The sequence below is a fragment of the Nostoc sp. UIC 10607 genome, assembly GCF_047228265.1.
Lineage (GTDB): Bacteria > Cyanobacteriota > Cyanobacteriia > Cyanobacteriales > Nostocaceae > Nostoc > Nostoc foliaceum_A.
Genome location: NZ_JBIQNW010000002.1, coordinates 26,242 through 52,753 on the forward strand (window position 1 = coordinate 26,242; position 26,512 = coordinate 52,753).

The following is a 26,512-nucleotide window of genomic DNA, read 5'->3' on the forward strand; positions in this document are numbered from 1 at the left end:
TCCCCAAAAGCTGTCATATAAATTGAACCAATACTACCATCCCAATTTTCCTTGAATGTAAGTGTGTTACATCCTTTTTATAGGGATGATATTGACAATTTCCAGCAATTTCCTAGCCAAAGCTTCTTTTTTAAAGATTAAAGATTAAGTGAAGAAGACTTGGCTGTTTCAGAGATTACATCATAAATTTCTTAAGAAGAACTACGAAAAATATTTACAGATGTGCCAATAGTTTCTTAAACTCCTATTAAGGTTATTTGAGTTTCTGGTTTTTAAACAAGTGGTCTAAAGGAAAAATATCAAAAACCACTGGATTTAAGTTCGGACGGTAGTTTTTTCTGCTTAACCTGTTTTTTCCCTTTTTTAAGGATGGTTTTGAGGATGATGTTCAAATTCATGTACAAACAAAAATCAAAAACAAAAAATAGGCGTCTGTCTTCAAGAAATTACGCTGTAAATTCACAGACCAACTCAAAAGTCAAGCTATTTAATCTAGCAATTAAGCGACTCTCTCCCAGCTGGCAAGCTTGTTTACCTTTAGCTTGTCTGATTGTCTTGGGTTGGGGTTATGCCGCAGTTGCCCAAACTCCAGCCGCAGGGCCAACAACAGCAGAACTTAAAGTTGCTCTTGATACGCTGTGGGTTGCGATCGCAGCCTTTTTAGTGTTCTTCATGAACGCTGGTTTTTGTATGTTAGAAACCGGCTTCTGTCGCCAGAAAAATGCTGTCAACGTTCTTTCCAAAAACCTGATTGTATTTGCTCTGTCTAGCGTTGCCTTTTGGGTGATCGGTTTTGGCTTAATGTTCGGTGATGGCAACGACTTCATTGGATTGAATGGGTTTTTCTTAGGAGGCGAAGATAACAGTCCGGCTACAGGAGATGCTTATAAAGGTATCTTCGATGCCATTAGTTGGACTGGTGTACCCCTAAGTGCGAAGTTTTTATTCCAGCTAGTGTTTGCCGGAACAGCAGCAACAATCGTGTCCGGTGCAGTAGCCGAACGAATTAAGTTTGTTGACTTCCTGATTTTCAGCCTCCTACTTGTAGGTATTGCCTATCCCATTACCGGACACTGGATTTGGGGTGGTGGTTGGCTAGCAGACAGAGGCTTTTGGGATTTTGCCGGTTCTACGGTGGTTCACTCTGTCGGTGGTTGGGCAGCTTTGATGGGAGCAGCGTTTCTTGGGCCCCGTCTTGGTAAATATCAAGATAGGCAAGTTGTGGCCTTGCCCGGTCACAACATGAGTATTGCCACTTTGGGCTGTCTAATCCTGTGGTTGGGCTGGTTTGGTTTCAACCCAGGTTCTGTAATGGCTGCCGATCCTAGTGCGATCAGTCACATTGCTGTCACCACTAACATGGCTGGTGCTGCCGGTGGAATTGCCGCCACCATTACAGCTTGGTTGTACTTAGGTAAACCAGACCTATCAATGATTATCAATGGTATTTTAGCTGGCTTGGTTGGTATTACAGCATCTTGTGCTTACGTAAGTATTCCTGCTTCTTTACTCATTGGCTTCATTGCTGGAATACTGGTAGTTTTCTCTGTAACATTCTTTGACAAACTTGGCATTGATGACCCAGTGGGAGCTACCTCAGTTCATCTAGTTTGTGGTATCTGGGGAACTCTAGCAGTAGGTCTGTGGTCTGTTGGCCCTGGTGTTTATACTTGGTATGGCGATGCACTTGGCCCAGCAAAAGGTTTATTTGCAGGTGGTGGCTTTGGACAGTTCGGTGTTCAGTTGCTGGGCGTTGTCTCAGTAGGTGGTTTCACTGTTTTACTCAGTAGTATTTTTTGGCTGGCCCTGAAAGCTACTTTAGGTATCAGAGTATCCAAAGAAGAGGAACTAGAAGGTTTAGATATCGGTGAACACGGTATGGAAGCCTACAGTGGATTTCTCAAAGAAGGTGATGCAACTGGATTTTCTGGAGAACAAAGCTCAATTGGAAAATTTTAGGGTAAATATTTCCTTGGTTTACTCTCTGGCATATTTCTAATATCAGCTACCAACACACCATTAGTAGATTGAACTGATTCCACAAGATTCTCTATCCAAGTGGGGAAAAGTAGGGGGTTTTATACCTCCTACTTTTTCAAATTTTTACCTGATTGGTGCTTTATTATTTTGCGATCGCAGCCAAAAATACTAGTACTATTTTACGAAGTAGCTAATACAGATACATAGGTAGGGGTGTATAGATGACGCTCCTACAACTATTCATGTATTGCCAATATTCTTTTAACTAGTATTAATTGATACTATGTTAACAGGAGAAGTGGCGAAAATAAATCAAACTATTAATTATTTACGCCGACTTACTTAGACAAATCTAGAGACGAAATATAGCAGGATGCTTGCGAGTATTGACCGAATAATGTCACTATGAATCTGCGTGATCTGAATTAAAGTTAAAACTTAATTTCAGCAATACTTATTTTACCTTGTGAAAATTTTATGGTTAGAGGATTGAGAGTTAGTATGCTACTATTGGCAGTTCTGGGAAATCTGGCATGGTCATTTAGCGCCAAGGCAAATTTTAACGGTAAACTTACCGTGGAAATTGATGGCTTGAAGAATAAACAAGGACAAATCTGCGCCAGTATATTTGCTAGCAGTGAAGGATTTCCTAGCGATCGCGATCGTGGCTTACAAAAGCAGTGTACCAAGATTACTGGCGCTCCCTTATCCATTACCTTTGAGAACTTGAAAGCAGGTAGTTACGCCGTTGCTGTCCTCCACGATCAAAATAATGACGGCACTCTCAATAGTAATGGCTTTGGTATACCTAGCGAAGGCTTTGGATTTTCCAGCAACCCAGAAATTCGCACAAGAGCGCCCAAATTTAGCGAAGCAGCATTTTTGGTAGCAGGCCCAAACACTAATATCCAAATCCAATTGAAATATTTTTAGGTTTATTCTCGTGAATCACTGTGTGAATCTTCTGGTAGATTTTGTTGTTCCGCCAAGCCACGCATTCGATTTATCTGAGTTAAAGCATATCGTGCTGTTGCTTGCACTTCGGCATCTGGGTCATCTAACGCATGGCGCAACATTTGACTCATTTGACCCATCATGTCATAAACGCGCGTCAGATCACGGATCGCATTTTGCCGCACTTGTGGGCTTTCATCTTGGATTGAAATTGCTAGAGCACGGTTCATCGGTTTGAGCGTGCGAATGCCAATTTCTGCTAAAGCTGCCAAAATTAAACTGCTTTCTTGAGAATCAGCATCAATCATCAGGTCAACCATCGGCTGAATTGCCCGCGAATCTCCCTGCTGACCCAAATCCCAAATAGCCTTGCGCCGCTTCGTTGGGTCAGAACTGCGTAAGTCTTGAATTAATTCGTCAACGATATTGAGTTTAGCAAGCCGGGAAGTTTTTTCTGGTAGCAGTAATTGTGTGGCAAGTGGTGGCGTAGGTGTTTGTAGACTAGTTACTGTCTCTGGTGAGGGTATTATCATTGGGTCTTTTTCGGCTTCACCCAAACTTTCAGTATTTGATATTTCGGATTGCACTTGTTTGACCTGACGAAACCACCTCAGCAGGTAAATAAATGCGCCAATACTTCCTAGAATTCCGATGGAAAATATTAACCACCAGACAAAACCTCTCTCGGTTGCTTTGGGTGTTGTAGTTGGTTGGGAAGTCGAAGCAGGAGAGGTAACAATTGGAGAGGCAACTATCTGATTTTTGGCAGCCAAAGCTGCTTGTAGTCTCTCCCTAGTCGCCAGACCAGCAAGACCATCTACTTTTAAACCCTTTACTTTCTGGAATTTAGCTACAGCGATTTCCGTAGTGGCGTTATACTGTCCATCTACCATGCCACTGTAATATCCCAACTGCTTTAATTGGGTTTGTAATCTCTGCACATCTGATTTGCGACTACCGTATCTCAAAACAGCCGGACTAGCAGTAACTGTTGAACTAGCTTGTGCAAGTTCTAAAATTTCAGGTGCTAGGTTAGGTGTGGCTGTGCTTGAGCGATTTGGGTAAAAACCCACGCAAGAAAAACAGGTAATTATCAGAATTGAGGAACGGCATAGCCTCATATTGCAAGTTTCAGCCTGAACGTGCTTTTGAAGTCTTCGATACCACAATACCTTCAAGATGACCAAATGTTAACTGTCATTTTTTTATTGGGCATTGGGCATTAGTTATTTTCCCTCATCTCCCTACTGAATTACGAATTACGTTCGCGTTCGTGTAGCGTCTGGTAGAGAAGCGTTCGCGCAGCATCTCATAGAGAGGAACGAGCGTCATTACGAATTACAAATTACGAATTACGGTAAAATTTCTCGTTCAGATTCTCTAACTCCTAGAGTTATGGGGTTCAATTTTTTAGCAGATGTTTCTAAAACTGGTTGCTGTATATTAGCTATCTCGCCCACGGTAACTGTGTCGTTTTGCGCTGCTAAAGTATCACGTTGGTTAATGAGATAGATGCTGATTAAAGTTAGGAAAACACCGACCCACTGCAATGGACTGAGGACTTCTGAGAGGAAGAGATTGCCGAATAGTAGGGCAAAGACCGGTGTGAGAAAGGTGAGAGAACTAAGACTAGTGAGACTGCCACTAGAGGCAAAGTAGAAAAATAATCCGTAGGCGATCGCACTGCCAAATACGGTAGCATAACCCAAAGCCACTAAATCAGATGCTCCCAGATTCTCCCACTGTTGAGATTCGACCACTGATGAAACTCCCCATAGTGGCAATCCACCCAAAATCATGTGCCATCCTGTAGCGGTTACTGGGTCAGCATGTCGGCACACAAACCGAATCAACACTGTTCCCACTGCCATTGATAGCGCTGCTAACAGCATCAACCACTCGCCGCTAGCAAACAAATCTTGCCAGTTACCAATTGTGATATTTGCGCCTGAGTCGAGAAAATGTAAAATCAACTCATCAGGTAAGCCGATTAAACTAATACCTGTGACACCCAAGCCTAGTCCCAGCCATCCCCAAAAACCAATGTGTTCTTGGAATAGCCACAACGATAGTAAGGCAACGGCCAAGGGTTGCGAGTCAATCATCACAGACCCTAACCCCGCACTGGTTCTGACTAATCCCTCTGCCAAAAAGCCTTGAAACAGCGTCCCATCTACGAGGGCAAATAAGGCAATCCACAGCCATGCAGCCCAACCCTTCGGCTGGGGTTTACCCATGAATGCTGCTGCAATCAGAATTAACATCCCTGCTGGTATCAGACGCACTCCCGCCATGAATAGCGGTGTGGTATGGGGTATCACTCCTTTCATGGCTACCATTGCCGTCCCCCATAGGAAAAAGGGGGCAATTAAGAGGAGAGGGGCGAAGGGAAGTTTAGATGCACTGAGTTTCAGTTGCATGGGTTTGCTGATGCCTTTGTTTAACAAGCGCAAAAATTGCTTTACCCAATTTTACCGAATTATGTAGTTTTGCGATCGCCTCTGGCGGGTGCTTTGCACCATCACGTAGCGTCTCTTGTAGCTAAAGTTACAAAATACTGGAGATTGTAAGAAGACAGATAGCTTTAAAAAGCTTTATCAGGTAAATCGCTTCCGGTTAGCAGTAATTATCTATCAGTTGTTGTTTGGTGGTCAAACTCCGTTTGCGGGGAAAACCCAGAAATAAATGAACTCCTATTGTTTTTGCTAACAATTTGAATTCTGCAACAAATTCCAACCTTGATAAAGACTACGTGAACTGTTGTTCAGTCAATTTTAAATTGAAAGATTATAGTAAATAACTAGAAAACCAATTCAGTAATCCGGAAAGAACCCCTCAGCCCCCTTCCCTGCTAGGGAAGGGGGCTGAGGGGTTAGGTTTTTAATTACTGAATCGATGCTCTAGATGACTGTAACGAAGCAATTAAGATAAATACCAATAATGACGAAGCCTAATTTTTAAGTGTTGCTAGCCATTATTTGCATGGGAATAACTTTCAAGAAATGAAAAATTTACGGAATTCTGCAAGCTTAGGAAACGAAAAAGCTAGGGAAATTGTCAAATATATGAAATAATATAAGAAGAAATAACAAGCTCTATGCTGAAGTGTGAGTAGTCTTCAGTGTAAAGAACCGAGCAATTGAGCTTGCTTTATTAAAATTTTATATAAGGATACCTAAGTTTTCCCGGCTTAGATATCCAATAGCAACATAACCTATATAAATAGATTGTTGACTATATTATAATTAGCAATTTTTATTTTTAAATACTTCTTAGGACAGTTTATAAATTGCTCCTTAAGTAGGATGCAAAAATTAAAGATAAAGCTTAATCTGAAAAATTATAAATTTTTACAAGAAGAAAATACAACTTATGTGCAGGTGCGTTAACGTAGTGTAACGCACCCTAATGTCTAAGACAAGTTAGCAACTCTAGACTTTTCTAAAGTCGCTACCAGTTTCACTCCAAATTCTTCCTCAAACACTCCTTTTTTATAATCTAAGCTCCAAAGTTCTAAAGCACAATCATCATCAGGTTGAGATGGAAAAATCAGCAAGTTGACTTGCCTAAATTGTGCATAATACTCACATTGTACTTGAGCGATCGCACCAATTTGTCGTCTATCTAAAGCCACTGCCAATCTCAGAATTGCACTCAATTGACTGACCATTTGTCGCTGGTGTTTAGTCAGCAATATCTGGGAATTTTCATGTTTTTTCTTAGGCGGCGATTTGCGATGATAACGCGCTAAATTGGCAATAATTTCAATCTCGGTTTCTGTATAACCGAGCAATTCACCATTGCGAATTAGATAGTAAGAGTGTTTATGGTGAGATGAATGGCTGATATAATGACCGCAATTGTGTAATATTGCAGCCGCCCACAGCAGTTGTCGCTCATCAGATCCCCAGTGGTGTAGGGTACCTTGAGTTTGGTCAAATAAACTCTGGGCAAATGTGGCGACGCGATCGCTATATTCTAAATTGACGTGGTATTTATTAGCAAGTTTTAAAACATTGCGTTCCCGAACTGAACTTTGGTAGCGCAGCTTATCTTCAATTAAACCGTGGGTTAGCATCCAATCTACGATTACGCCTTCCCTCAAAGAACGCTCACAGACTGTTACCGATTCACTACCCAAAAGGGTCATCGCTTCCTGTAATATCACTGCACCAGCGAGTATAACTTCAGGGCGCTTATCTGGCATCCCAGGTATGGTAGCCCTTTCTGAGTTACTTAGTTTCCGCAAGCGATTTACCAACTCTCGCAAGTCTTTAAGACTGAACTGGTAGCCATTGAGGGTGGAAGGAATAACACCCGACTTTTCTCGCGCATGAATCATCGCCAGGGTTTCAATTGTGCCAGATGTACCCACCAAACGAGGAGATTCCCCAAACTCTAGGTTTGCTAGTATCTCATCCACGGAACGTTCTAACATCCCGCGTGCATATGCTTGCAGATACTGAAACTCGATGTTGCTGATGGGGTCAGTAGTAATTAACTCGCTAGTGAGTCGCACTGCACCGACTTTAGTACTGGTGAGAGTGCGTGCTTGGTGACTATCGCCTAAAACTAACTCTGTGGAACCACCGCCAATATCAACAATCATGTGGGGCTGGTTGTGAAATTCCATCCCCGATAGTACACCAAGGTAGATTCGTCGCGCTTCTTCTTGACCAGAAATCAAGTCAACGCTTAAACCCAACTCCGTTTTTACTCTGTGCAAAAAATCTTTACCATTCGGGGCTTCCCGTACAGCACTAGTTGCCACAGCAATGATTGTTTCAGCATTGATAGTTTTGGCAACTTCTTGGAAGCGTCCTAAAGCTGCGATCGCCTTTTTAATTATCTCCGGTTTGAGTTCCCCTGTAGTGAGATTGCGATCGCCAAGTCTCACAGTTTCTTTTTCTCTGGCGATAATGCTGAAAGCTGGTAGTGTGGGGTCAATCTTGACTACTACCATGTGTAGAGAATTTGTTCCCAGGTCAATGGCAGCAATAATCCGATGTTGCTTAGGTGGTTGAGTTGGAACACTCTCCCAGCTAGAAACTAAATTCAGCATCTAGTTTTCTCTCTCTATAAGAAATGATGGCAAACGGTGGTATGTCGGGGTAGCTGGCACTGATATTTGTTACAACATACTTGCTCTGAAAGTGGAGACGCGGGGAGGGGTGAGACGCAGTGATTTTTTCTCCGTGTCTACGTGTCTTTGTGTCTCCATGTCCGGTTCATCGTCGGACGAGGGTAACTGAGCTAAGTATATTCACCCTACTGCTTCTAACCTAGTGACTATTTAAAGATATTTAAAGTTGCCACTTGAGGTTATGTTTTTACAAATAACAAATAACGTTATTCTATAGATGTAAAGATGTGTTAATTCATCTATCTAAAGTTATTTGTTGATTTCTATGTTAAGGACGCCAGAACGCCCCCAGGAACCAGTTTGGCTTGTAATTATCCGGCTTTTGCGCTGGCATAAACCAGAAGGACGGTTAATTTTAATGATTCCTGCCCTTTGGGCTGTATTTTTGGCAGCTTCGGGGAAACCGCCTTTACCTCTGGTTGGTGTGATTATATTGGGTACTCTGGCCACAAGTGCAGCTGGGTGTGTAGTCAATGATTTGTGGGATCGGGATATTGATCCAGAAGTGGAGAGAACACGCGATCGCCCCCTCGCTTCTCGTGCCTTGTCTGTGAAAGTTGGGATTGTAGTTGCGATCGTATCGCTAGCATGTGCAGCGATCCTGGCCTTTTATCTTAACCCCTTGAGTTTCTGGTTATGCGTGGCAGCAGTGCCAGTAATTCTGCTTTATCCAGGTGCAAAGCGGGTGTTTCCTGTGCCGCAACTGGTGCTTTCCATCGCTTGGGGTTTTGGCGTATTGATTAGCTGGAGTGCGGTGACACAAACCATCTCCCAAGCAACTTGGTTACTTTGGGGCGCGACTGTACTTTGGACATTGGGATTTGATACAGTTTACGCCATGAGCGACAAGGAAGACGATCGCCGCATTGGTGTTAATTCTAGCGCCCTATTTTTCGGGAATTATGCCCCTGTAGCTATTGGAATTTTCTTTGCTGGCACAATCTTATTATTGGCTTGGTTAGGCATACTCATACATCTGCACTTATCCTTCTGGATTAGCCTTGCAGTTGCTACTATCGGATGGGTTTCGCAGTTTCTGCGATTAAGACAGCGAGACTTACCTAATCCTATTTATGGTCAGATGTTCCGGCAGAATGTGTGGATTGGCTTTATTTTACTTGCTGGGATGATTGCTGGATCGTTTTAAGGCACTTGCAAATAAAAAATATCCCAAAACTGACGCAAAAACCCTCTCTATTTCTCGTCTCCCTGTGGTAGCCTGCGCATCTATCTTTCTTTATTTGGAAATCCCTAATAAGTAAAAAGTAATGCATAGAATCCTTTTGAAAAAATATTTATGAGTTTTTGTATGAGTACATTCTTTGATTGGTTTATGCGTACTTGGACAGCAATAGGTGTACTATTTTTGGTTGTCACCTGTCCATTTCCTGCACAAGCTGCTAGCCGCATTGATCCGCAACTGGAACAGCAAGTATTGCAAATTATCCGCGAACATCCAGAGGAAATTATTGAATCTGTTCAAGCGTATCAGCAGCAACAACAACAAAAAATCAAGCAAGTACGGCAAGCATTTTTACAGGATTTAAAGACAAATCCTCAAACAGTGATTGGTGAGTCTCCCACCACAGGTTCAACTCAATCAAAAATTGTGCTAATAGAATTTTCAGATTTTCAATGTCCCTACTGTGCTGAGGCGCATAAAACATTGAAAGAATTGTTAGCAAAGTATCCAGATACAGTCAGATTAGTTTACAAAAATTTCCCGCTGACTTCAATTCATGCTGAAGCGTTGCCAGCGGCGACAGCGGCTTGGGCGGCACATCAGCAGGGAAAATTTTGGGAATATCATGATGCTCTATTTACTAATCAAAAGCAACTAGGTGAGGCATTATATTTAGATATTGCTAAAAATCTAAATTTGGATTTGGGTAAATTTAAAGGCAATCTTACTCTTACTACTTCTGCAATTACGAAAGATATCCAACTAGCAGAAAAATTAGCTGTTTCTGGCACACCTTTCTTTGTAATTAATAGTCCAACTTTTTCAGGAGTGGTGCAGCTTGCAGATATCGAAAGTATATTGACTGGTGCTAAGTAAATTATTGTGTTTTGAAAATAACTACTCATTGTTTAAATAGCTAGGCGTAAATAAATTAAATTTTGTAATCAGGACTTTAGCCCTCATAAACTCCTATCTGAGCAACGAATCGCTCACTACGTACTAGGATTTTATTCTATGTTAATTATGCCTACTTAGTTATTATTCACTGATTTATCAAGAAAGAATAAAGGCATCGCTTACCAGAATAAAACCATAAATTCTGACTCTCTGAACTTCTGATTAGAAGCTTCCTCCACTCAGATTTCTGTATTAATTCTTCTTCAATCATGGTTGACAACTAGCAATATATACTGTGTAAGTACTGTATCTCCTAGCATCTGTTTAGATAGATACTTTTTTATTTAACAATAATGTGCATCTTTAGTTAGAGGTTTAGTGCATCAGTAAACTGTTGTATTGAAGCAAGTGTAAGGAGTAGCTTATGAGGAGTGATGAGGAGAAATTTTCCTCACTCCTCATGTTCTTAACTTAGAGCTTAAGCGAGAAGTATTGATTATTACTCTTTCCCCCCTATCCCTGCATCCGTGCAGTTAATTTATCAGAGTTTTGGCGGGGCTTTTTAGTTGATGGGGTTTATGGCGGGTTAGCTACGGTAGCGTCGTTTATTCCCCTAGTGCTTACCGCTTCCCCACACTTAAGCAAATATTTTTACGTGGTTGGGGTGAATTAAAACACTTTTTGCAACGGGCCACAGGATTTATTACAGCAGGTGTCGCTGGTGTTTGGCTGTTGAGCAATTTACCTCAAGACACAGCCAACTCAATTGGTAATGCTGGGCAGATATTAATCGCCATCCCGCTTTTAGTCGGCTGGTATTCCCAAAGAATTAACCATTGCTTTACTGTTTGGCTTCATTGCCAAGGAAATTTTAGTGGGTTCTCTAGCAAGCATCTATCATCTCGCCGATGCCAATGCTGTCCAAGCAACTCTAGCTCAGACAATTTCACCAATTCAAGCCTATAGTTTCATGCTGTTTTGTCTGCTCTACACACCTTGTTTGGCAACGGTGGCAACTATTCGTAGCGAGTCTAAGAGTATTCGGTTTACCTTGATATCGATTGTTTACGGGCTAGGATTAGCGTGGGTTGTGAGTACGTTGTTTTATCAAGGAGCAAGGTTAATGGGATTGAGTTAGGAGCTTGAAACCGCTATCTACCTTGGATGGCCACACACCATTACAAAGAACGATCGCGATCGCTCCATATAAACACCGCTTTTCCAACAAAAGTAACCAAACTCCCATTGTAGAATCTGGGGTACAATCCCGCCTGACAGCCTTTGAGATGATGATCCCGATTTTAGATATGCGTCTATTCAAAGAAAAAGAATGGTTATTAAGCTTGCTGGTAATATCTCTAGTTCTATGGCTGATATTTTTAGGAAACTCCCCTTTACGAGACTGGGATGAAGGTACTGTGGCACAGGTTGCCCGTGAAATTTGGCGTGCCCCACTTGGTTCAATGCGTTGGCTTTACCCCACTTTGGGAGGTGAACCTTATCATAATAAGCCACCTCTGATGCACTTGCTAATTGCTTGGACTTACTCCATCGGGGGTGTGAATGAATGGACAACACGTCTACCAGGTGCAGTGTTAACTGCCTTGGGAGTGCCTTTGCTTTACTTGGTGGGATGCTTGCTTTTTAACCAAACTTTACCAGCTTTGTTTGCCGCTTTAGTTTACCTGACGATGTTGCCTGTGCTGCGTCACGGACGGCTAGCAATGCTAGATGGTGCAACTATTACCTTTTTCTTGCTGTTATTGGTTTGTTTGCTAAAAGCAAGGCAGAATCATCGGTATGCTCTCGGTGTGGGATTTTGTCTAGGGTTAATCACTCTAACTAAAGGGATGATGGTTTTGCCACTAGGAACAATAGCTTGTTTATTCCTGATTGCAGATCGGCAGCTTGCTTTGTTAACAAGCCCCTACCTAGTAGTGGGAATATTTTTAGGAAATGCACCAGCGATCGCTTGGTTTGCTGCTCAATGGCAATATTATGGTGAAAATTTCTTCAAAGTGAATTTTCAAGCACAAACTTTTGATCGCCTTACACAATCTGTTGAAGGTCATACTGGGCCTCCCTGGTACTATTTAATCGAGTTAATTAAGTATAGTTCTCCTTGGCTATTATTTTTACCGGAAAGTATTTATCTAGCTTGGAAAAAACGTCGCACTACCTGGGGAAACCTAATTATTATCGGCACAATTATTTACTTAGTAACTATCTCTTTAATGAGAACTAAACTGCCGTGGTATATTATGCCTGTATATCCATTTTTAGCCTTGGCGATTGGTGCTAAACTGAGCGAAATTTGGCAGCATGGTCATTTTAAGGTACGAAGTTGGACAATATTTATAGCTATTATTGCTATTGCTGGTCTAGGAGGTTTTGTTTACTTTGTTATTGCAAATAAAGAACCTGTTTTAATGGTTATGAGCATTGTTTTGGCAATAACTATGGGCATCGTAGCTTGGCTAATTAAGCAACGCGATCGCAACTTTATTCCAGTGTTATTTACAGGGATGTATTTAGTTTTAACTCTGTTAGTAAGTTCGCAATCTTGGATTTGGGAATTAAATGAAGCTTTTCCAGTTAAACCAGTCGCAGCCTTAATTCGGGCAAATGTTTCACCAGGAACACAAATTTATACCTCTTTTGCTTATGAGCGTCCTAGTTTAGACTTTTACAGCGATTGCAAGGTCACTGCTGCAACTGTGCCACTTTTACAAAAAATGTTATCTAATAAATCTTATTTACTGTTAGACAATGCGGCTTTAAAGCAAATCAATTTAACTGGTAGTCAAATTATAGGAGCAGCTAACGGATTTACTCTGGTTACCAAAAATTAATTACACCAACGAATATTAGATAGGATATTACCTAAAAAATTAGATAATTGGTTATCCCCAATGAGGATGCTGGGTTTGTTCACTACCTATCATGGTGCTACGATCCTTCGTTCGTTACTTGAACTGTGGATTGACTAGATTGGGCTAGATAGATACCCGCTAAAACTACGGCAAAAGTTGCCCAGTCAAACAAACCTACTTGTTCTGAAAAAATAAACCAAGCAAAAATGGAGGCTAGGACTGGTTCGATAAGAAGCGTGACGGCGACGACACTTGAAGAGATTCTGCTGAGGCTATAAGCCAAAAGTCCCTGACCTAACACTTGGCAAAAGAGGGCTTGGAAAATGATGAAAAACCAACCCATCCAGGAATAGGGAAGCAGTCTATCTTCGAGAAATGGGAGGACGGGTAGTAGAAACATTGTTGTGATTCCACAGCGCCATAGCATGATGGTTGCGGTGCTAAAACGGGTTCGGAGTCGTTCTATTAGCAGCATACACGTAGCCATAAAAATCGCAGTTAGCAATGCTAAGGCATCACCGAGTATTTGGTCAGTTGCGAATTGCACCTTATTGAGTTCAAATGCGATCGCTCCTAAAAGTGCCATAACCAGACCAATAACGAATCTGTTATCGAAGCGCCGACCGAATAAAAGATACCCAGCCAAAGCAACAAATAAGGAGTTCAAATTAGACAGTAAAGCCACGTTGGCAACGCTAGTTTGACTCAGCGACCAAGCCCACAAGAGGAGGTAGGTTGCAGCAGCTGTTCCCATTGCCAACAACAACCACACATCTTGACTCGTAAAAGGCTTCTGTTCTATAGATTGGTTATCGGACTTTTGGCTGCGGAAAGCCTCAAGTCCATTCCATAGCGCAAAGACGACTGTGGCGATCCAACTGCGATGAAATACTACAGCATTTGCACCAATTTCTTGTTGACACAATTTGGTCAGAGATGGTGCTAAAGATATGGGAATCAGGGCAATAAATAATGAGATAGTTCCTAATAAAGCTGGTGTTTCAGAGAATTGTTGCTTTAGTAATGACAGTTTGAGCGTCATACTTTTAACGAGAATGGTAATTATATTTTTGACTGATTCTTGGAACGGGTAATTAATAGCAGCTTGGCTAGATACGGCTAAGTATAAACCTATTAAAACTACAGCGAAACCTATCCAATTTGAGAAAGTTAATTTTTCCGAAAAAATTACAAGAGCGAAAATGCCGCTAAATACAGGCTCTAACAGATGCACCAAGGAGACAACCACGGAGGAAAACCTAGCAAGGCTATAGGTCAAAAGCCCATGACCTAAAACTTGGCAGATCAGCGCTAAGGAAATTACCCAAAGCCAGCCACTGAGTGTAGAGGGGAAAAGCTGATCTTGAGTGAACAAAAGTATGGGGAAGATGACTAAAGCAGCGATCGCACAGATCCACAACTGGATTGTGGCGGGAGAAAATTTGGTTCGTAATTTTTCTACGATCAGCAGGTATCCACCCAAGAAAACCGCAGAAACGATCGCAGCAAAGCTTCCTTGAACTTCGTCTGTAGCAATTTGCAGTTCCTCAAATTCAATAGCGATCGCTCCTCCAAGGGCGATGATCATCCCAATCAGGAATTGGCTCTCAAAACGCTGACGAAATAACAGCCACACCCCTAAGCTAGTAAATATCGGGGCGAGATTATGCAACACACTAGAAATCGCAACGCTAGTTTGAGTTAGTGACCAAGCTAAAAAGACTAAAGTGGCAGCCCAAAGAATACCAGCACCTAGCAATAGCAATAGATCCCGACTGGTGTAGGTCTGCTGTTCTATAGGTTTGTCTAAGGAAAATCGCTGCCGTATTGCCTTGTATCCATGCCACAGCAAGAAGACCAAACTAGCAAGCCAAAAACGATTAAATACAGTGGCATTGGGGCTGAGTTCAATTTCGCTCAATTTCATAAAAATAGAGCCAAAAGAAATGGCACCTACACCTACAAATAATGAAGCGATCGCTATCTTCGTTTGATTGGATACATTCATTAGGAAATTTAAATATATGGATCAAACCTTCTAACCAACCCAGCGCTCTTGGGCAAATCCTACAGCTATTTTGGCTAGTAATGTCACAAAAACGCCCAATATTAAATATCCCTGGCGAGGATGGCGAGATAGCAGCACACCAATGGCTATATTGAGAGGCACAATACCGTAGGCGAGACGGCTTAAGGAGATAGTCCCCCCAGAGGCTAGCAGCAAACCAATACCACAAAAGCCATAGATAACTGTAACTGGGGTCAGTTGCGTGTGTAAGCGCCACAACATATAGCCACCACCCAAGACCATGAACAAGTTGAGCAAGTTATTGATCCACTCTTCACTTGCCAGAATCAACAAAAATAAGACTAAAGCATAAAAGCTATAGAATAATTTCCCAGAACGAAAATGTTGACGGAAACGCCATAAAAGATAGCTACTGGCAACAATCACGCCAAACAACAAGAGATACCAGGGGTCTTGAATGCCCCCAGATGGTTTTTGAATCCAACCATATTGCCAATTTTTTGTGCCAACTGCAATTTGCATAAGCATATTTAACCAACCCTGCCAATCAAACCCCAGAGTTGGCCGCCATCCTCGTTGTGCTTCGATAAATGCTAAAGGGTTGCCAAAATAAATCGCACAATACAAACTGAATAGAAGTATGCCAATCGCGGTAGTCAAACCAGCTATATAGGCAATGGGTGGTCGGCGTTCTTTCCAAGCTGCGATCGCAAATGCTGGAATTAGTGCCATACCTGTGGGACGTGTTGCTGTCGCCATCGCCCCCCAAAGCGCAGTCCAACCATACTGCTTTTGATCAAACGCCCGCAAAGCGGCCGTACTCAAAAATAAATACAGCCCTTCTGTGTAAATTACCCCCGTAAACATAGAAGATGGATACAAAGAAACCACAGCAGTCGCCCACTGCGCTGCATTGATGCCATAATGCTCTTTGACCCAAAAGTATAAATAGTAAAGTGCTGCGAAAAATGCCAGGTTGTTGACTAACGTACCTGCTAATTCAAACGGTAAGCCCAACTTCATCAAAACCCAGATGGTTAAGGGAAAAAGGGGAAAGAAAGCAAGATTATGTTGCTTACCATCATTTACAAATTCATAGCCAGAAGTAGCGATCGCTCGGTAATGCATACTATCCCATGCATCAACAACCCCCCAGCTAAAATGGGGCAATAATTTTTCTGCTGGTAACGGTAGCTTTGGCGCAACCAGCAACATAGCTGTCCAGATGAATATTCGGCTGGCAAACCATATTGCTGCTGGAAACAGGAAATAATTTTTCCATAAAACTTTTTTTATAACTATCTGAACTTTGACCATAAGGTTGAGTGCTTCAACAAACTCCTTTATGCATCCTTTTACCTATGGCTGCAACACAGCAATTTATGAGTAATGTTTTGCATATTAAATCCTCCACCAACATAATTAACAAACTGGACAAATTAGCAATTAATTGAAATTATTTCTTATTTGGTTACTTTTGCCAATTTTCTCGGAATTTATCTTTAAAAGTATAGTATTTATAAATACAATTTTTGTCTAGTTATATGAAAATTGAGCAACTTTAGTACTTTATGGCTAGCAGTCTATCAAGTTGAAATTAACGGATTGGGGCGTAGTGACGAGGACACGGGTAAATAGTCCTTCTTTGCACCTCCCCCTCGCCGCGTCTCTACTCGTTGTCAGTGTATCGATTATAGGGATTGCTGTTATTAAAGAGTCCCCAGCAATTTATAGTGGGAGTTGTCTGTAAATCCTTAAGCAATTGTGAAAGCGATTACTCTTGTTGGTTCCACTGGTTCTATTGGTACTCAGACTTTAGATATTGTCACTCAGTACCCAGATCAGTTTCGGATTGTGGGATTGGCAGCTGGGAGCAATGTAGAGATGTTGGCTGCTCAAATTCGGCAGTTTCGGCCGGAAATAGCAGCCATTTGCTCAGAAGATAAATTACCAGCGCTCAAAGAAGCAATCATTGATCTCGATCCCCAACCGATTCTACTGGCAGGCGAAGCCGGAGTGATAGAAGTCGCACGTTACGGCGATGCCCAAACTGTTGTCACTGGTATCGTTGGTTGTGCTGGCTTACTACCAACGATCGCAGCTATTGAAGCTGGTAAAGATATTGCCTTAGCGAACAAAGAAACCCTGATTGCTGGGGCCCCTGTGGTTCTACCCCTAGTCGAAAAACACGGTGTAAAATTACTCCCAGCAGATTCCGAACATTCCGCAATTTTTCAATGCCTCCAAGGTGTACCAAAGGCAGGCTTGCGAAAAATTTTGCTCACAGCATCTGGTGGGGCTTTCCGGGACTGGGATGTAGAAAAGTTAGCAAATGTAACCGTTGCTGATGCCCTTAAGCATCCTAATTGGTCGATGGGGAGGAAAATCACAGTAGACTCTGCTACTTTGATGAATAAAGGACTGGAAGTAATTGAGGCTCACTTTCTGTTTGGGTTAGATTATGACAATATCGAAATTGTTATTCATCCCCAGAGCATTATTCACTCGCTGATTGAACTGCAAGATACTTCAGTTTTAGCCCAACTCGGTTGGCCGGATATGCGTTTACCCTTACTGTATGCTCTATCTTGGCCCGATCGCATCTACACCAACTGGGAACGACTAGATTTAGTCAAAGCTGGAAATTTAACCTTCCGTGAACCAGATCACCAAAAGTATCCTTGCATGAAGTTAGCTTATGCTGTGGGTAAAGCTGGTGGTTCGATGCCAGCTGTGTTGAATGCTGCCAATGAGCAAGCTGTAGCTTTATTTTTAGAAGAAAAAATTCGATTTTTAGATATTCCCCGGTGTATCGAATGGGTGTGCGATCGCCATCAAAATGATAACCGTGCTAATCCCTCTTTAGATGACATTTTGACAGCAGATAAATGGGCAAGACAAGAAGTTTTAATAGCGACTGAAAAGTTAGAAACTCAATCGCGGATAATTTCTCTGCGGTAAAAACCTGTAGTTCAGATACCTAAAAGGCAGATTTTCTGGCTCTTGACCAATTCTTGTTTAGCCTTCAGCTTAATGCTGAAGGCTAACGGTTAAATTAAGTTGCGATAAGTAACCTCTACAACTGCATTTTCGTCCATCCGCTACTTTGCTACTCTGCCTTGCTAGATTCTTTGTCTGAGATAGCTATTGATTAACTAGAGACATTTGTTTTTGGCTTTTGTAATAACAAAACAATTCCTAAAACTGGAAGAATTAAAGCGATTAAATGTATTACTTTAAAGGACGTTCTAGATATTACAGATGAGCCTGATAAATATACGCTGATGATTGTCTGAGTAATACCAAAAATATACCAACTAAAGATCGCAATTGTAATCCATTTTGCCCACACCTTTTCTTTAAATATTCCAACTATTGTGGCAACTGTCACGAAAGTAGCGATCGCCAGAAAAAATATTGTTGTAAAAGATATCTCATTCCCAGCAGTATTATTTCGAGCTATCATAATCCAAATTATTGCATTAGCTGCAAAACCTAGGGCAACCAACCCTAAATATGCCATGCTATAAAACTTTCCAACTTTGGTATAAATTTTTGTTACCATACACTCTACTCTGAGCCTTTTGATTGTCATAAATCGAATAGCGTTACTGTATCCTTCCAAAAATAAAACTTTTTATAGTGTAATTATTTATACAGAAATATCAATAAAAAATCTTTTTAATAATTCTGCCAAATTGCCAAATAAGTTGCCTTTTATCTGAATCATTGTCTCGTTTTCAGGTAAAATAGCATTGGTACAGTTAAAAAATTTTAGCTTTAGTATCTATTCCCAATTAGGTCTAATAGCTTTAGTACTAGTAATTTTTATTTCAGATAAAAAATTCCCCTTTCTGAATAAACACTTTTTCAGGTAAGGGCTATTGTTAAGGAATTTCTACATTATGATTGCTACGTTGATTGTAGCCTGGATTATCTTTATAATATTGTGGAAGTTGTTGAAAGCAACCGTTAGTAATGCATTAACTCTTGCTGCAATCCTGATTTTATTAAACATTGGTTTTGGCATTACCCCACAAGATATTTGGCATCATATAACGCAGTTTACGCAAACTATATCACAGTTCCAAAACGGCAAGTAAAAAATTAAAAATTCACCTTCATTAAAAAAGGTGAATTACGAAAAAGGAACAGATAAAATTTTCAACATTCAAGCAAATGGTGTCTGTAACCTTTGTTGCTCAATTATTATTTAATGCTGAAATTTTAGCCAATGCATCCTTAAAACTCGGCGGTAACTGACGCATAATTTTGCCTCTTTCGCTATCTAAAGCTACTAAAGCAACCTTGGCAGTGACATATAATTCTTGTCCATCAGTTGAGACAATGGCATAATCCCAATTGATTCGAACGCCAGTGACCTCAGCCATGCGTGTTTTTACCACCACTGCTATACCCAATCGAATTGAACGGTGATAGCGCACCGACAGTTCTACAACTGGTAAATCGCAACCAATAGCGACTAAATCAGCAAATTCAATCCCTATAGAGCGCAAGCATTCAATCCGCGCTTCTTCCATCCAAGCTAGATAGGAACCGTGCCAGACAATACCTGCATAGTCAGTGTGGTGAGGTTGCACTCTGACAGGATATTCAAACCAATTCCCAAATTCATGACTTGATGGATTGTCAAGGGCGCTGGTTGGTGGTAGTTTTGGTTGGCTGGGTTTTTCTTCTGACATGTTCAAATTCTCAGCACCTATAAATTTTCCAAATTATTGAATAGCATAAAAATTAATTGCGTTGCCTGACTTCTTGATTTAATATTTACACTTCCGAGTATAGGGAGTGTTTTGTTATGCAGCCTAATCTCCGGTATGTGAGTGTTGTTACTTTGACTCTACTTAGTTTACTAGGTTTTGGGATGGTGTATCCAGACAATAACCAGGTAAGCAGAAATGCAAGCTTGAGGTACAACTCTGGAGAAAAAGCTCAAGCTTTACCCAACAATAATCAGCTTTCAGAAATTGCAAGGCTCAATGAAGAAGCTATCAAAGAATCTCGTCAAGGTCAATCGCAAGAAGCGTTGCAGAGATTACAGAAAGCATTAGCCCTAACTAGAGAACTTGGAGAGCGCTCTTGGGAAGCAGTAACATTCAATAATATTGGCAGAATCTACCAAAGTCAAAAAAAGTATCCCGAAGCACTTCAATCCTATCAGCAAGCAATATTAATTAACAAAGAACTTGGGGATCTCGTTCAACTTGGCAAAACCTACAGTAACATAGGTTACTTATTTGATATCCAAAACAAACCAGACTTAGCAATTTTTTTTTACAAGCACTGCTTGATTAATCGTGAGAAAGCTCGCTTGAAACCGTCAGCACTGAGTGCACCACAACCAGATGCTTACAGCATAACTGTTAGCCAGACTTATCGCATTTTGGGTGAACGATTGCTCAAACAGGAACGTGTTGCTGAAGCACAAAGGACAATGGATTTACTCAAAGTTGAAGAACTAGAGGAATATCTCCAGAATGTGTCAGGTAATCAACGTACTGCCAAAGGTATTAATATAGCGGCAACAGAAAAACCAATTAAACAAAAGTTGGATCAAAGTGTGGATAATGCTGTTGTGCTGGGTAAAGAACTGACGACATTACGGAAGATTTCCCCCAAAGAGCGATCGCTCCAACAGAAACAACGCATCGAGCAATTAGTCCTAAATCAACAGCAACTCTTGGATGAATTTAACGAATTTATCAATAGTCCTTCAGTGAAAGCACAGGTAGAGCAAATTAGCCGTACAGCTAGGCGGCAAAATTTGGAATTGGAGAGTCTCAACGAACTTCGGGATAATTTGGCGCGATTACCTCAAAAATCGGCACTAATCTACCCACTGATTTTAAAAGATAGTTTGGAATTGGTATTGGTAACTCCTGAATCTCCACCAATTCATCGCACCGTTGCTGTAAAACGCGAAAACCTTCATCAAACAATTGGTACTTTCCGCCAAGCTTTAATCAATCCCAGTCGAAATATCAAAGCACCTGCACGCCAATTGTATGACTGGCTAATTAAACCAATAGAAAAAGACCTGAAGCTATCAGGTACACAAACTCTGATTTACGCTCCAGATGACCAGTTACGCTACATTCCTTTAACTGCTTTATATGATGGTAAACAATGGCTAGTGCAGCGTTTTAGTGTCAATCACATTACATCTGCCAGCCTGACTAACTTAAACACCCCACAACAATCTACTTTACGGGTGTTAGCCGGCGCTTTTACTAAAGGTAATTATCAAATCAAAGTTGGTAATCGGCAAGTTGCTTTCGCTGGCTTACCCTTTGCAACGCGGGAGGTGGAAAGTCTAGCAGCTGCGGTTCCTGAAACTACGAAGCTTTTAGACGATGCCTTTAGTCCCAAAGTCGCTGTACCCCAAATGGATGACTATACAATTGTCCATTTAGCGACTCATGCAGCCTTTGTGGTGGGTAAACCAGAAGATTCGTTTATTTTATTTGGGAATGGCGATCGCGTTAACTTTAGAAATGTCGCCACTTGGTCACTCCCCAATGTAGATTTGGTAGTGTTGAGCGCCTGTGAAACCGGCTTGGGAGGCAAGTTGGGTAACGGTGAGGAAATTTTGGGCTTTGGCTATCAAATGCAACAAACCGGCGCAAGAGCTGCGATCGCCTCGTTGTGGTCTGTGGATGATGGTGGTACACAAGCACTCATGAGTGCTTTTTATGGTATCTTATCTACCGATAAGCTGACTAAAACTGAAGCTTTACGACAAGCCCAAGTCTCATTAATTACTGGAGACAGGAAGTCTCTAAGTCACAATGCACCTGTAGCAGCAGTTAGTAGCTTTAGTCACCCATACTATTGGGCACCCTTTATTTTGATTGGCAATGGACTTTAGCTTTGCCAGAGAATGTCTTTTTCAAGTTTGTGGTTGATGTGTCAGCTAGAAAATTCATTAAAAATTCATAATTTATAATTCATAATTCATAATTGCGTTATGTAAATAGATTTAAACCCAAAGCAAAACAGTGTTTCTTGCTTGATAGTTGCAGCTTTTTAACTTGTCTTTTAATTAATATGAATTATGAATTAGTAATTACTAATTATCTTAATTGTGATTAGCAGTGCGTTTTATCAACCTTCCGGCTAAAGGTTCAAAATCTGGTTCGCAAGGTTTTAGCAGATACCAAAAAATATGCGATGGGCCAGCCACGAGCCAATCACTTAATATTTATGGAGAAGAGGTTAAGAGCGATCGCTAACTAAGCCATCATTACCAATTACCGATAATCAATTTCTAATTTGCGATCGACCTTTGGAACCTTAATACTTCTTGGCAAGAGTTTTAGAGCCTGTATCGGTTTGCATAGATTGCTTGACAAGATCAGCCAGTTCGTCTAATTGGCTAATTGCCTCCGCACCTTCTAGCTTCATTAATTCGCGGTCATCCCGCATTTCCGTCCAAGTAATCCCGTAATCGGACACTAAAAACCGAATCAGATGGTTATCACCTAAGCTAACCATAAACGATGCACTATTCATTTGGTCGCCACAGGTGTAACAGGACGCAGGATAGCCGCGCCGCTCTAATACAACCGCCAAGGCTTGCAGGTTCATTACCAAGTCTTGGACGAATTGTCGATGTTGATGTGCTAGTCTCAGAAACACTTTTGTCCTCCAGACACCACAGTCATTTGAGTTTCTTTTATATTTTCTTTAGATTTTCTCATCCATTGGTATTGTAAGCTATTCATTACAATTACCAGACAGATGATATTGAGTCGTTAATTGACTACCTTGTTTAGGGTAGTAGATCAGGGTTTTGAGCGCCGTATCAAACTATTCAGTTTGCAAATAAAAAATCTCGGACAGAATTGCTAAATTTAACTATATCTTTATACACTTCTGTCAGGGTAGATTCTTACAGGAAGCGTTCCGCTTTAAGAGTAACTTAAATCTAGCACTAGTCAACTACAGAAAAGTTACATATTTCGCTTTTATTGGCGATTTGCAGCCAAATTGACTGTTAGAACAGGTTATAACGTAGTTTTGCATCGTTATAATAGCTCTTGCTTAGATGTTTCATCTATTCTCTTTATAACGTAGATTTTGGTATAGGAAAATGATTAAATATACCAAATTCCCCCCTTCTGTATATATAAAGTTGAGCAGATGACAGTGCAAATTTGAGATCCAGTATTAAAAGCAGGTTAGTTATAGTCCTTTATACAAACTTTACGTAATTAATAGACAAGTCTGAGTGTAGAATCCACAATGGATAAACTCAACACTGACAATACCTAAACTCAGCAGTGCAATGTTGCCATTTAGGCAATATTTTCAGCTATTTTGGGATTATCCTCAAAAAGTTGTACTGAAGTAAAGCACAGAAATCGAGAAAGATCCTTATCTTAGTTTGGTTTTGATAAATAAAATGTATGTATAGTATATTTCGATTATTTATTCAAGCTGAGTAATTATTTTTTATTAATCACTAGCAGCCTGTCGAAGAACTAGCTGAAGCATTTGCCCTTAATATCTGCAAAAAGTGAACTACCCAGCTTTGTGCCGATCATGCATAGAGAACTGGCAAAATCCCTTTGCTGGCTTGATTACACTAATACAGGTTCCAATATGCTTAGGTTAGCGCTTTAGCCGCAGTCTTGATTAATATTTAGTTGAGACAAGTCACATCGGTAAACCAAGAATCCCACCCTTTCAAGGGGTGGGAGTGTCAATTACTAAACATTACTTGTAGTGCTAACAAGTTTCTCCCCTTTCAACATCCGCGCCGCAGCTTCAAGTAGAGCTTCTTCGAGATAGGGCTTGGTAAAGTAGCCACTAGCACCGAGTTGAGCTGCTATTTGTCTGTGCTTGTCTGCACCGCGAGAGGTGAGCATAGCGATCGGTAGGTGGTTGAGGTTAGAGTCTTTCTGAATGCGAGAGAGTAATTCCAGACCATCGCAGCGGGGCATTTCGATGTCACAAAATACGATATCGCAAGGCAGACCAGAGCGGAGTTTATCCCAAGCTTCCTGTCCGTCACGTGCCTGTTCTACGCGATAACCTGCCTTGTTAAATGTTAAGGAGAGCAATTCTCGGACTGTAATTGAGTCATCGACGATCAGCACTGTCGGGTCAATCTTCGTAGGAGAGGTGTCTACAGGAATCCCTTTCTGTTGCCAAGAATTGCCACCAATTTGTGTAGAAATCCGTCCCTGGAAGATGTCAATTATTTCCAGCACGTCAGCAATAGGCATAATGCGACCATCACCAAGGACTGTAGCGCCAGCTACACCAATAGGTTTAGGTGCTGGGCCTTCAAATTGCTTAATTACAATTTCTTGTTCACTTAACACTAGGTCAATCTGTAGAGCAATCAGGGTATTTGCCGATCGCACGACGACCACAGAAACCATATCATCATCTCTGGTGCCGCCATAGACATTACCGCGACTAATCTGGCGATTGAAGGTTAAAAGTTCCTTCAGAGGACGGAATGGCAACACCGTATCGCGCCAGGAAATAAATGATTGCCCATTGGCATCGTGCTGAATATTTTTGACTGGTATATCCAGCGTATCTTCTACACCGTCCATCGGGAAAGCAATTCTAGATCGATCAGAGACGCAGCAGAGAGCTTTACAAATACTCAGAGTCAGTGGCAGACGGATGGTGAAGGTGGTTCCCTTACCGATCGCAGAATCGGTGTTCACTGTCCCACGGATTTCGCTAATCTCGGAGCGCACTACGTCCATACCCACACCACGACCAGAAATTTCATCTGCCTGGTCTTTAATCGTAAAACCAGACTGGAACAACAGATCATAGACTTCCAGACGAGACATGGCTTTTGCTTGCGCTTCCGTAATCATGCCAATCTTCACCGCCTTCGCTTTAACCTTTGCTGAATCGATACCAGCACCATCATCGCCTACAGAAATGATCGTTTGGTTACCTTGGTGGAAGGCACGGATAGTAATGATTCCCACGGGTGGTTTACCAGCAGCTTGTCGTTCTTCTGGCGTTTCAATACCGTGAGCGATCGCATTATTCAGCATGTGAGTTAACGGATCGGTCAGATGATCCAAAATCATCTTGTCAATTAAGGTATCGCCACCTTCGATCACTAACTCCACTTGCTTGCCACACTTGATGGCGTTGTCGCGCACTCCTCGCCGCCAGCGATCGATAGTTTGGGCAAAAGGCACCATTCGCGCTCTTGTTAGTCCCTCTTGTAGCTGGGTGGTTACTTGGCGGAACTGCCTTGCTACCCGCTCGGTTTCTTCGGTAACGAAATCAATGTCACTTGCCGACTCACGGACTCGCACAATGCGTTCAATCATCTGCTGTGAGAGTGTATGGAAGGGAGTAAAACGATCCATTTCTAACTCGCTAAAACCCCTATCGGCATTAGAATCAGGCGCTTGGAAGCTGGAGTCTTTCTTTTTGCGTCCAGCTAACAGAGAAGCTTCTAATAGCGATCGCTCGTACAACTCTTGCATCCTTGCGCCCACATCCGAGAGTTGTTGTACCTGAATTAGTAAGTTATCTAATGACTGCCGCAGCCGTTCATGATCCTGCTCTAAGGTATTGCGATTTACCACCAACTCACCAACTAAATTACTCATATCATCCAGTTGCTTAACTGGAACCTTCATCGTTTCTTCAAATCTCGCAGCCCGACGAGTAGAGGGACGGGGAGCTTTGCTGGTATTCGATTTTGCTACTGGTGAATGAGATATTGTTTGATCTGCTTCTGCCAGCAACTTCTCCAAGTCACCAAATTCATCTATGCCTGGTGATGGAATGACATTTTTCGCCAAGACTGGTTGAGTGTTGAAGGGCTGGCGTGGGTGTAGCCCGTCGTGGACATCGCTGTCGTTATCTGTACCGAGCAATTCTTCTAGGGCTGCAAAATCTACTTCTGGTATTGACGTAGCTTTGGGGTTAAGTGCTACTTCTTCTCCTAGTAATGCTTCTAAGTCTGCAAATTCATTTTCTGAAGCAACTACTTCAACGGTTTCTGTCGTTACCAATTCTTCAGTTGAGGCAACAATAGCATTTTCGCTTTCTGAGACTACTACAGTTTCAGATGTCTCTCCTAAATCCCATAAATCGGTTTCTACAGCTTCCTGAATAACCGTTTGTGTGAAGTTATTCACAGGATGTGAGTCAATTTCTGCTGCGTTTTCTCCTAATTCTTCCTGGTTTTCTGCTTCTGGTAGATCAGTTTTTGGAGACAATAAATCATTTGTAAAACTCAGTCCTGTACCTTCAAAAACTGTATTTTCTGTAAACTCAAAGGTAGTTTCTAAATTATTACCCTCAGTATCTAACACTTCTTGACTGATATCGACTGAATCGGAAGTTTCACCAAAACTGATATCTAGAGAATTTTCTGTAGCCGATAGTTCATCCACAGTATTATCTGTGGTTTCCATCTGAATGTAGGTGGAGTC

18 protein-coding genes are annotated in these 26,512 nt (G+C 41.5%); 9 read left to right on the forward strand and 9 right to left on the reverse strand.

The genetic code is table 11. From position 1 onward, the window contains the following. The first annotated feature begins 396 nt into the window (after window positions 1-396). Together ACEYW6_RS02280 and ACEYW6_RS02285 are read left to right on the forward strand one after the other, a co-directional pair. The gene (locus ACEYW6_RS02280) at window positions 397-1,959 is read left to right on the forward strand and encodes an ammonium transporter (protein WP_412978458.1); all 1,563 of its coding nucleotides are present in this window, start codon (window positions 397-399) and stop codon (window positions 1,957-1,959) included. A 498-nt stretch (window positions 1,960-2,457) separates the two neighbouring features. Continuing rightward, complete coding sequence (locus ACEYW6_RS02285) at window positions 2,458-2,913, forward strand: DUF2141 domain-containing protein (protein WP_190891774.1); 456 nt, start codon at window positions 2,458-2,460, stop codon at window positions 2,911-2,913. Window positions 2,914-2,915: 2 nt separating this feature from the next. On the opposite strand, the gene ACEYW6_RS02290 is transcribed toward ACEYW6_RS02285, so the two are convergent. The 3 genes from ACEYW6_RS02290 to ACEYW6_RS02300 form a co-directional block, all read right to left on the reverse strand. Then, window positions 2,916-4,055, reverse strand: coding sequence for a peptidoglycan-binding protein (locus ACEYW6_RS02290; RefSeq protein ID WP_412978459.1), 1,140 nt, complete (start codon window positions 4,053-4,055; stop codon window positions 2,916-2,918). A 231-nt stretch (window positions 4,056-4,286) separates the two neighbouring features. Continuing rightward, entirely contained in the window at window positions 4,287-5,354 is a 1,068-nt protein-coding gene (locus ACEYW6_RS02295; protein WP_412978460.1) for a DMT family transporter, read from the reverse strand. A 992-nt stretch (window positions 5,355-6,346) separates the two neighbouring features. Continuing rightward, window positions 6,347-7,996, reverse strand: a complete 1,650-nt coding sequence (locus ACEYW6_RS02300) for a Ppx/GppA phosphatase family protein (protein ID WP_412978461.1) — start codon at window positions 7,994-7,996, stop codon at window positions 6,347-6,349. 346 nt (window positions 7,997-8,342) lie between these two features. Here ACEYW6_RS02300 and ACEYW6_RS02305 point away from each other — a divergent pair, with 346 nt between their 5' ends. The 4 genes from ACEYW6_RS02305 (at window position 8,343) to ACEYW6_RS02320 (ending at window position 13,009) form a co-directional block, all read left to right on the forward strand. Next, a complete protein-coding gene (locus ACEYW6_RS02305; protein ID WP_412978462.1) occupies window positions 8,343-9,224 on the forward strand; it encodes a 4-hydroxybenzoate solanesyltransferase in 882 nt (293 codons plus the stop codon). 162 nt (window positions 9,225-9,386) lie between these two features. Next, window positions 9,387-10,136, forward strand: coding sequence for a DsbA family protein (locus ACEYW6_RS02310; RefSeq protein ID WP_412978463.1), 750 nt, complete (start codon window positions 9,387-9,389; stop codon window positions 10,134-10,136). 895 nt (window positions 10,137-11,031) lie between these two features. Continuing rightward, window positions 11,032-11,295, forward strand: a complete 264-nt coding sequence (locus ACEYW6_RS02315; protein WP_412978464.1) for a hypothetical protein — start codon at window positions 11,032-11,034, stop codon at window positions 11,293-11,295. A gap of 169 nt (window positions 11,296-11,464) precedes the next feature. Then, window positions 11,465-13,009 (forward strand): ArnT family glycosyltransferase, encoded by a 1,545-nt coding sequence (locus ACEYW6_RS02320; RefSeq protein ID WP_412978650.1) that lies wholly within the window; start codon window positions 11,465-11,467, stop codon window positions 13,007-13,009. A 97-nt stretch (window positions 13,010-13,106) separates the two neighbouring features. Here the strand turns inward: ACEYW6_RS02320 and ACEYW6_RS02325 are convergent, their stop codons facing one another. Further along, a complete protein-coding gene (locus tag ACEYW6_RS02325; RefSeq protein ID WP_412978465.1) occupies window positions 13,107-15,038 on the reverse strand; it encodes a DMT family transporter in 1,932 nt (643 codons plus the stop codon). 30 nt (window positions 15,039-15,068) lie between these two features. Beyond that, complete coding sequence (locus ACEYW6_RS02330) at window positions 15,069-16,376, reverse strand: mannosyltransferase family protein (protein WP_412978466.1); 1,308 nt, start codon at window positions 16,374-16,376, stop codon at window positions 15,069-15,071. Between the two features lie 447 nt (window positions 16,377-16,823). Between ACEYW6_RS02330 and dxr the strand changes: the two genes are divergently transcribed. Further along, window positions 16,824-18,020 carry a 1-deoxy-D-xylulose-5-phosphate reductoisomerase gene (dxr, locus tag ACEYW6_RS02335; RefSeq protein WP_412978467.1) on the forward strand — a complete coding sequence of 399 codons (1,197 nt, stop codon included), beginning with the start codon at window positions 16,824-16,826 and terminating at the stop codon, window positions 18,018-18,020. 190 nt (window positions 18,021-18,210) lie between these two features. On the opposite strand, the gene ACEYW6_RS02340 is transcribed toward dxr, so the two are convergent. After that, window positions 18,211-18,624 (reverse strand): hypothetical protein, encoded by a 414-nt coding sequence (locus ACEYW6_RS02340; RefSeq protein ID WP_412978468.1) that lies wholly within the window; start codon window positions 18,622-18,624, stop codon window positions 18,211-18,213. A gap of 340 nt (window positions 18,625-18,964) precedes the next feature. Here ACEYW6_RS02340 and ACEYW6_RS02345 point away from each other — a divergent pair, with 340 nt between their 5' ends. After that, window positions 18,965-19,162 carry a hypothetical protein gene (locus ACEYW6_RS02345; protein ID WP_190891748.1) on the forward strand — a complete coding sequence of 66 codons (198 nt, stop codon included), beginning with the start codon at window positions 18,965-18,967 and terminating at the stop codon, window positions 19,160-19,162. A gap of 99 nt (window positions 19,163-19,261) precedes the next feature. Here ACEYW6_RS02345 and ACEYW6_RS02350 read toward each other — a convergent pair whose 3' ends face one another. After that, window positions 19,262-19,762: an acyl-CoA thioesterase gene (locus tag ACEYW6_RS02350; protein ID WP_196511309.1), complete on the reverse strand. Its 501-nt coding sequence runs from the start codon at window positions 19,760-19,762 to the stop codon at window positions 19,262-19,264. A gap of 116 nt (window positions 19,763-19,878) precedes the next feature. On the opposite strand from ACEYW6_RS02350, the gene ACEYW6_RS02355 reads away from it, so the two are divergent. After that, entirely contained in the window at window positions 19,879-21,948 is a 2,070-nt protein-coding gene (locus ACEYW6_RS02355) for a CHAT domain-containing protein (protein ID WP_412978469.1), read from the forward strand. Between the two features lie 425 nt (window positions 21,949-22,373). Here the strand turns inward: ACEYW6_RS02355 and ACEYW6_RS02360 are convergent, their stop codons facing one another. Next, window positions 22,374-22,718, reverse strand: coding sequence for a DUF1815 family protein (locus ACEYW6_RS02360; protein WP_118162512.1), 345 nt, complete (start codon window positions 22,716-22,718; stop codon window positions 22,374-22,376). Window positions 22,719-23,791: 1,073 nt separating this feature from the next. Beyond that, on the reverse strand, window positions 23,792-26,512 hold a 2,721-nt coding region (locus ACEYW6_RS02365), incomplete at its 5' end, for a response regulator (protein WP_412978470.1).

Excerpts from the sequence above, each read along its gene's own strand:
- ACEYW6_RS02280 (WP_412978458.1), top strand. The coding sequence starts at position 397 with ATGTACAAACAAAAATCAAAAACAAAAAATAGGCGTCTGTCTTCAAGA.
- ACEYW6_RS02285 (WP_190891774.1), top strand. The coding sequence starts at position 2,458 with ATGGTTAGAGGATTGAGAGTTAGTATGCTACTATTGGCAGTTCTGGGA.
- ACEYW6_RS02290 (WP_412978459.1), bottom strand. The coding sequence starts at position 4,055 with ATGAGGCTATGCCGTTCCTCAATTCTGATAATTACCTGTTTTTCTTGC.
- ACEYW6_RS02295 (WP_412978460.1), bottom strand. The coding sequence starts at position 5,354 with ATGCAACTGAAACTCAGTGCATCTAAACTTCCCTTCGCCCCTCTCCTC.
- ACEYW6_RS02300 (WP_412978461.1), bottom strand. The coding sequence starts at position 7,996 with ATGCTGAATTTAGTTTCTAGCTGGGAGAGTGTTCCAACTCAACCACCT.
- ACEYW6_RS02305 (WP_412978462.1), top strand. The coding sequence starts at position 8,343 with ATGTTAAGGACGCCAGAACGCCCCCAGGAACCAGTTTGGCTTGTAATT.
- ACEYW6_RS02310 (WP_412978463.1), top strand. The coding sequence starts at position 9,387 with ATGAGTACATTCTTTGATTGGTTTATGCGTACTTGGACAGCAATAGGT.
- ACEYW6_RS02320 (WP_412978650.1), top strand. The coding sequence starts at position 11,465 with ATGCGTCTATTCAAAGAAAAAGAATGGTTATTAAGCTTGCTGGTAATA.
- ACEYW6_RS02325 (WP_412978465.1), bottom strand. The coding sequence starts at position 15,038 with ATGAATGTATCCAATCAAACGAAGATAGCGATCGCTTCATTATTTGTA.
- ACEYW6_RS02330 (WP_412978466.1), bottom strand. The coding sequence starts at position 16,376 with ATGGTCAAAGTTCAGATAGTTATAAAAAAAGTTTTATGGAAAAATTAT.
- ACEYW6_RS02340 (WP_412978468.1), bottom strand. The coding sequence starts at position 18,624 with ATGGTAACAAAAATTTATACCAAAGTTGGAAAGTTTTATAGCATGGCA.
- ACEYW6_RS02345 (WP_190891748.1), top strand. The coding sequence starts at position 18,965 with ATGATTGCTACGTTGATTGTAGCCTGGATTATCTTTATAATATTGTGG.
- ACEYW6_RS02350 (WP_196511309.1), bottom strand. The coding sequence starts at position 19,762 with ATGTCAGAAGAAAAACCCAGCCAACCAAAACTACCACCAACCAGCGCC.
- ACEYW6_RS02355 (WP_412978469.1), top strand. The coding sequence starts at position 19,879 with ATGCAGCCTAATCTCCGGTATGTGAGTGTTGTTACTTTGACTCTACTT.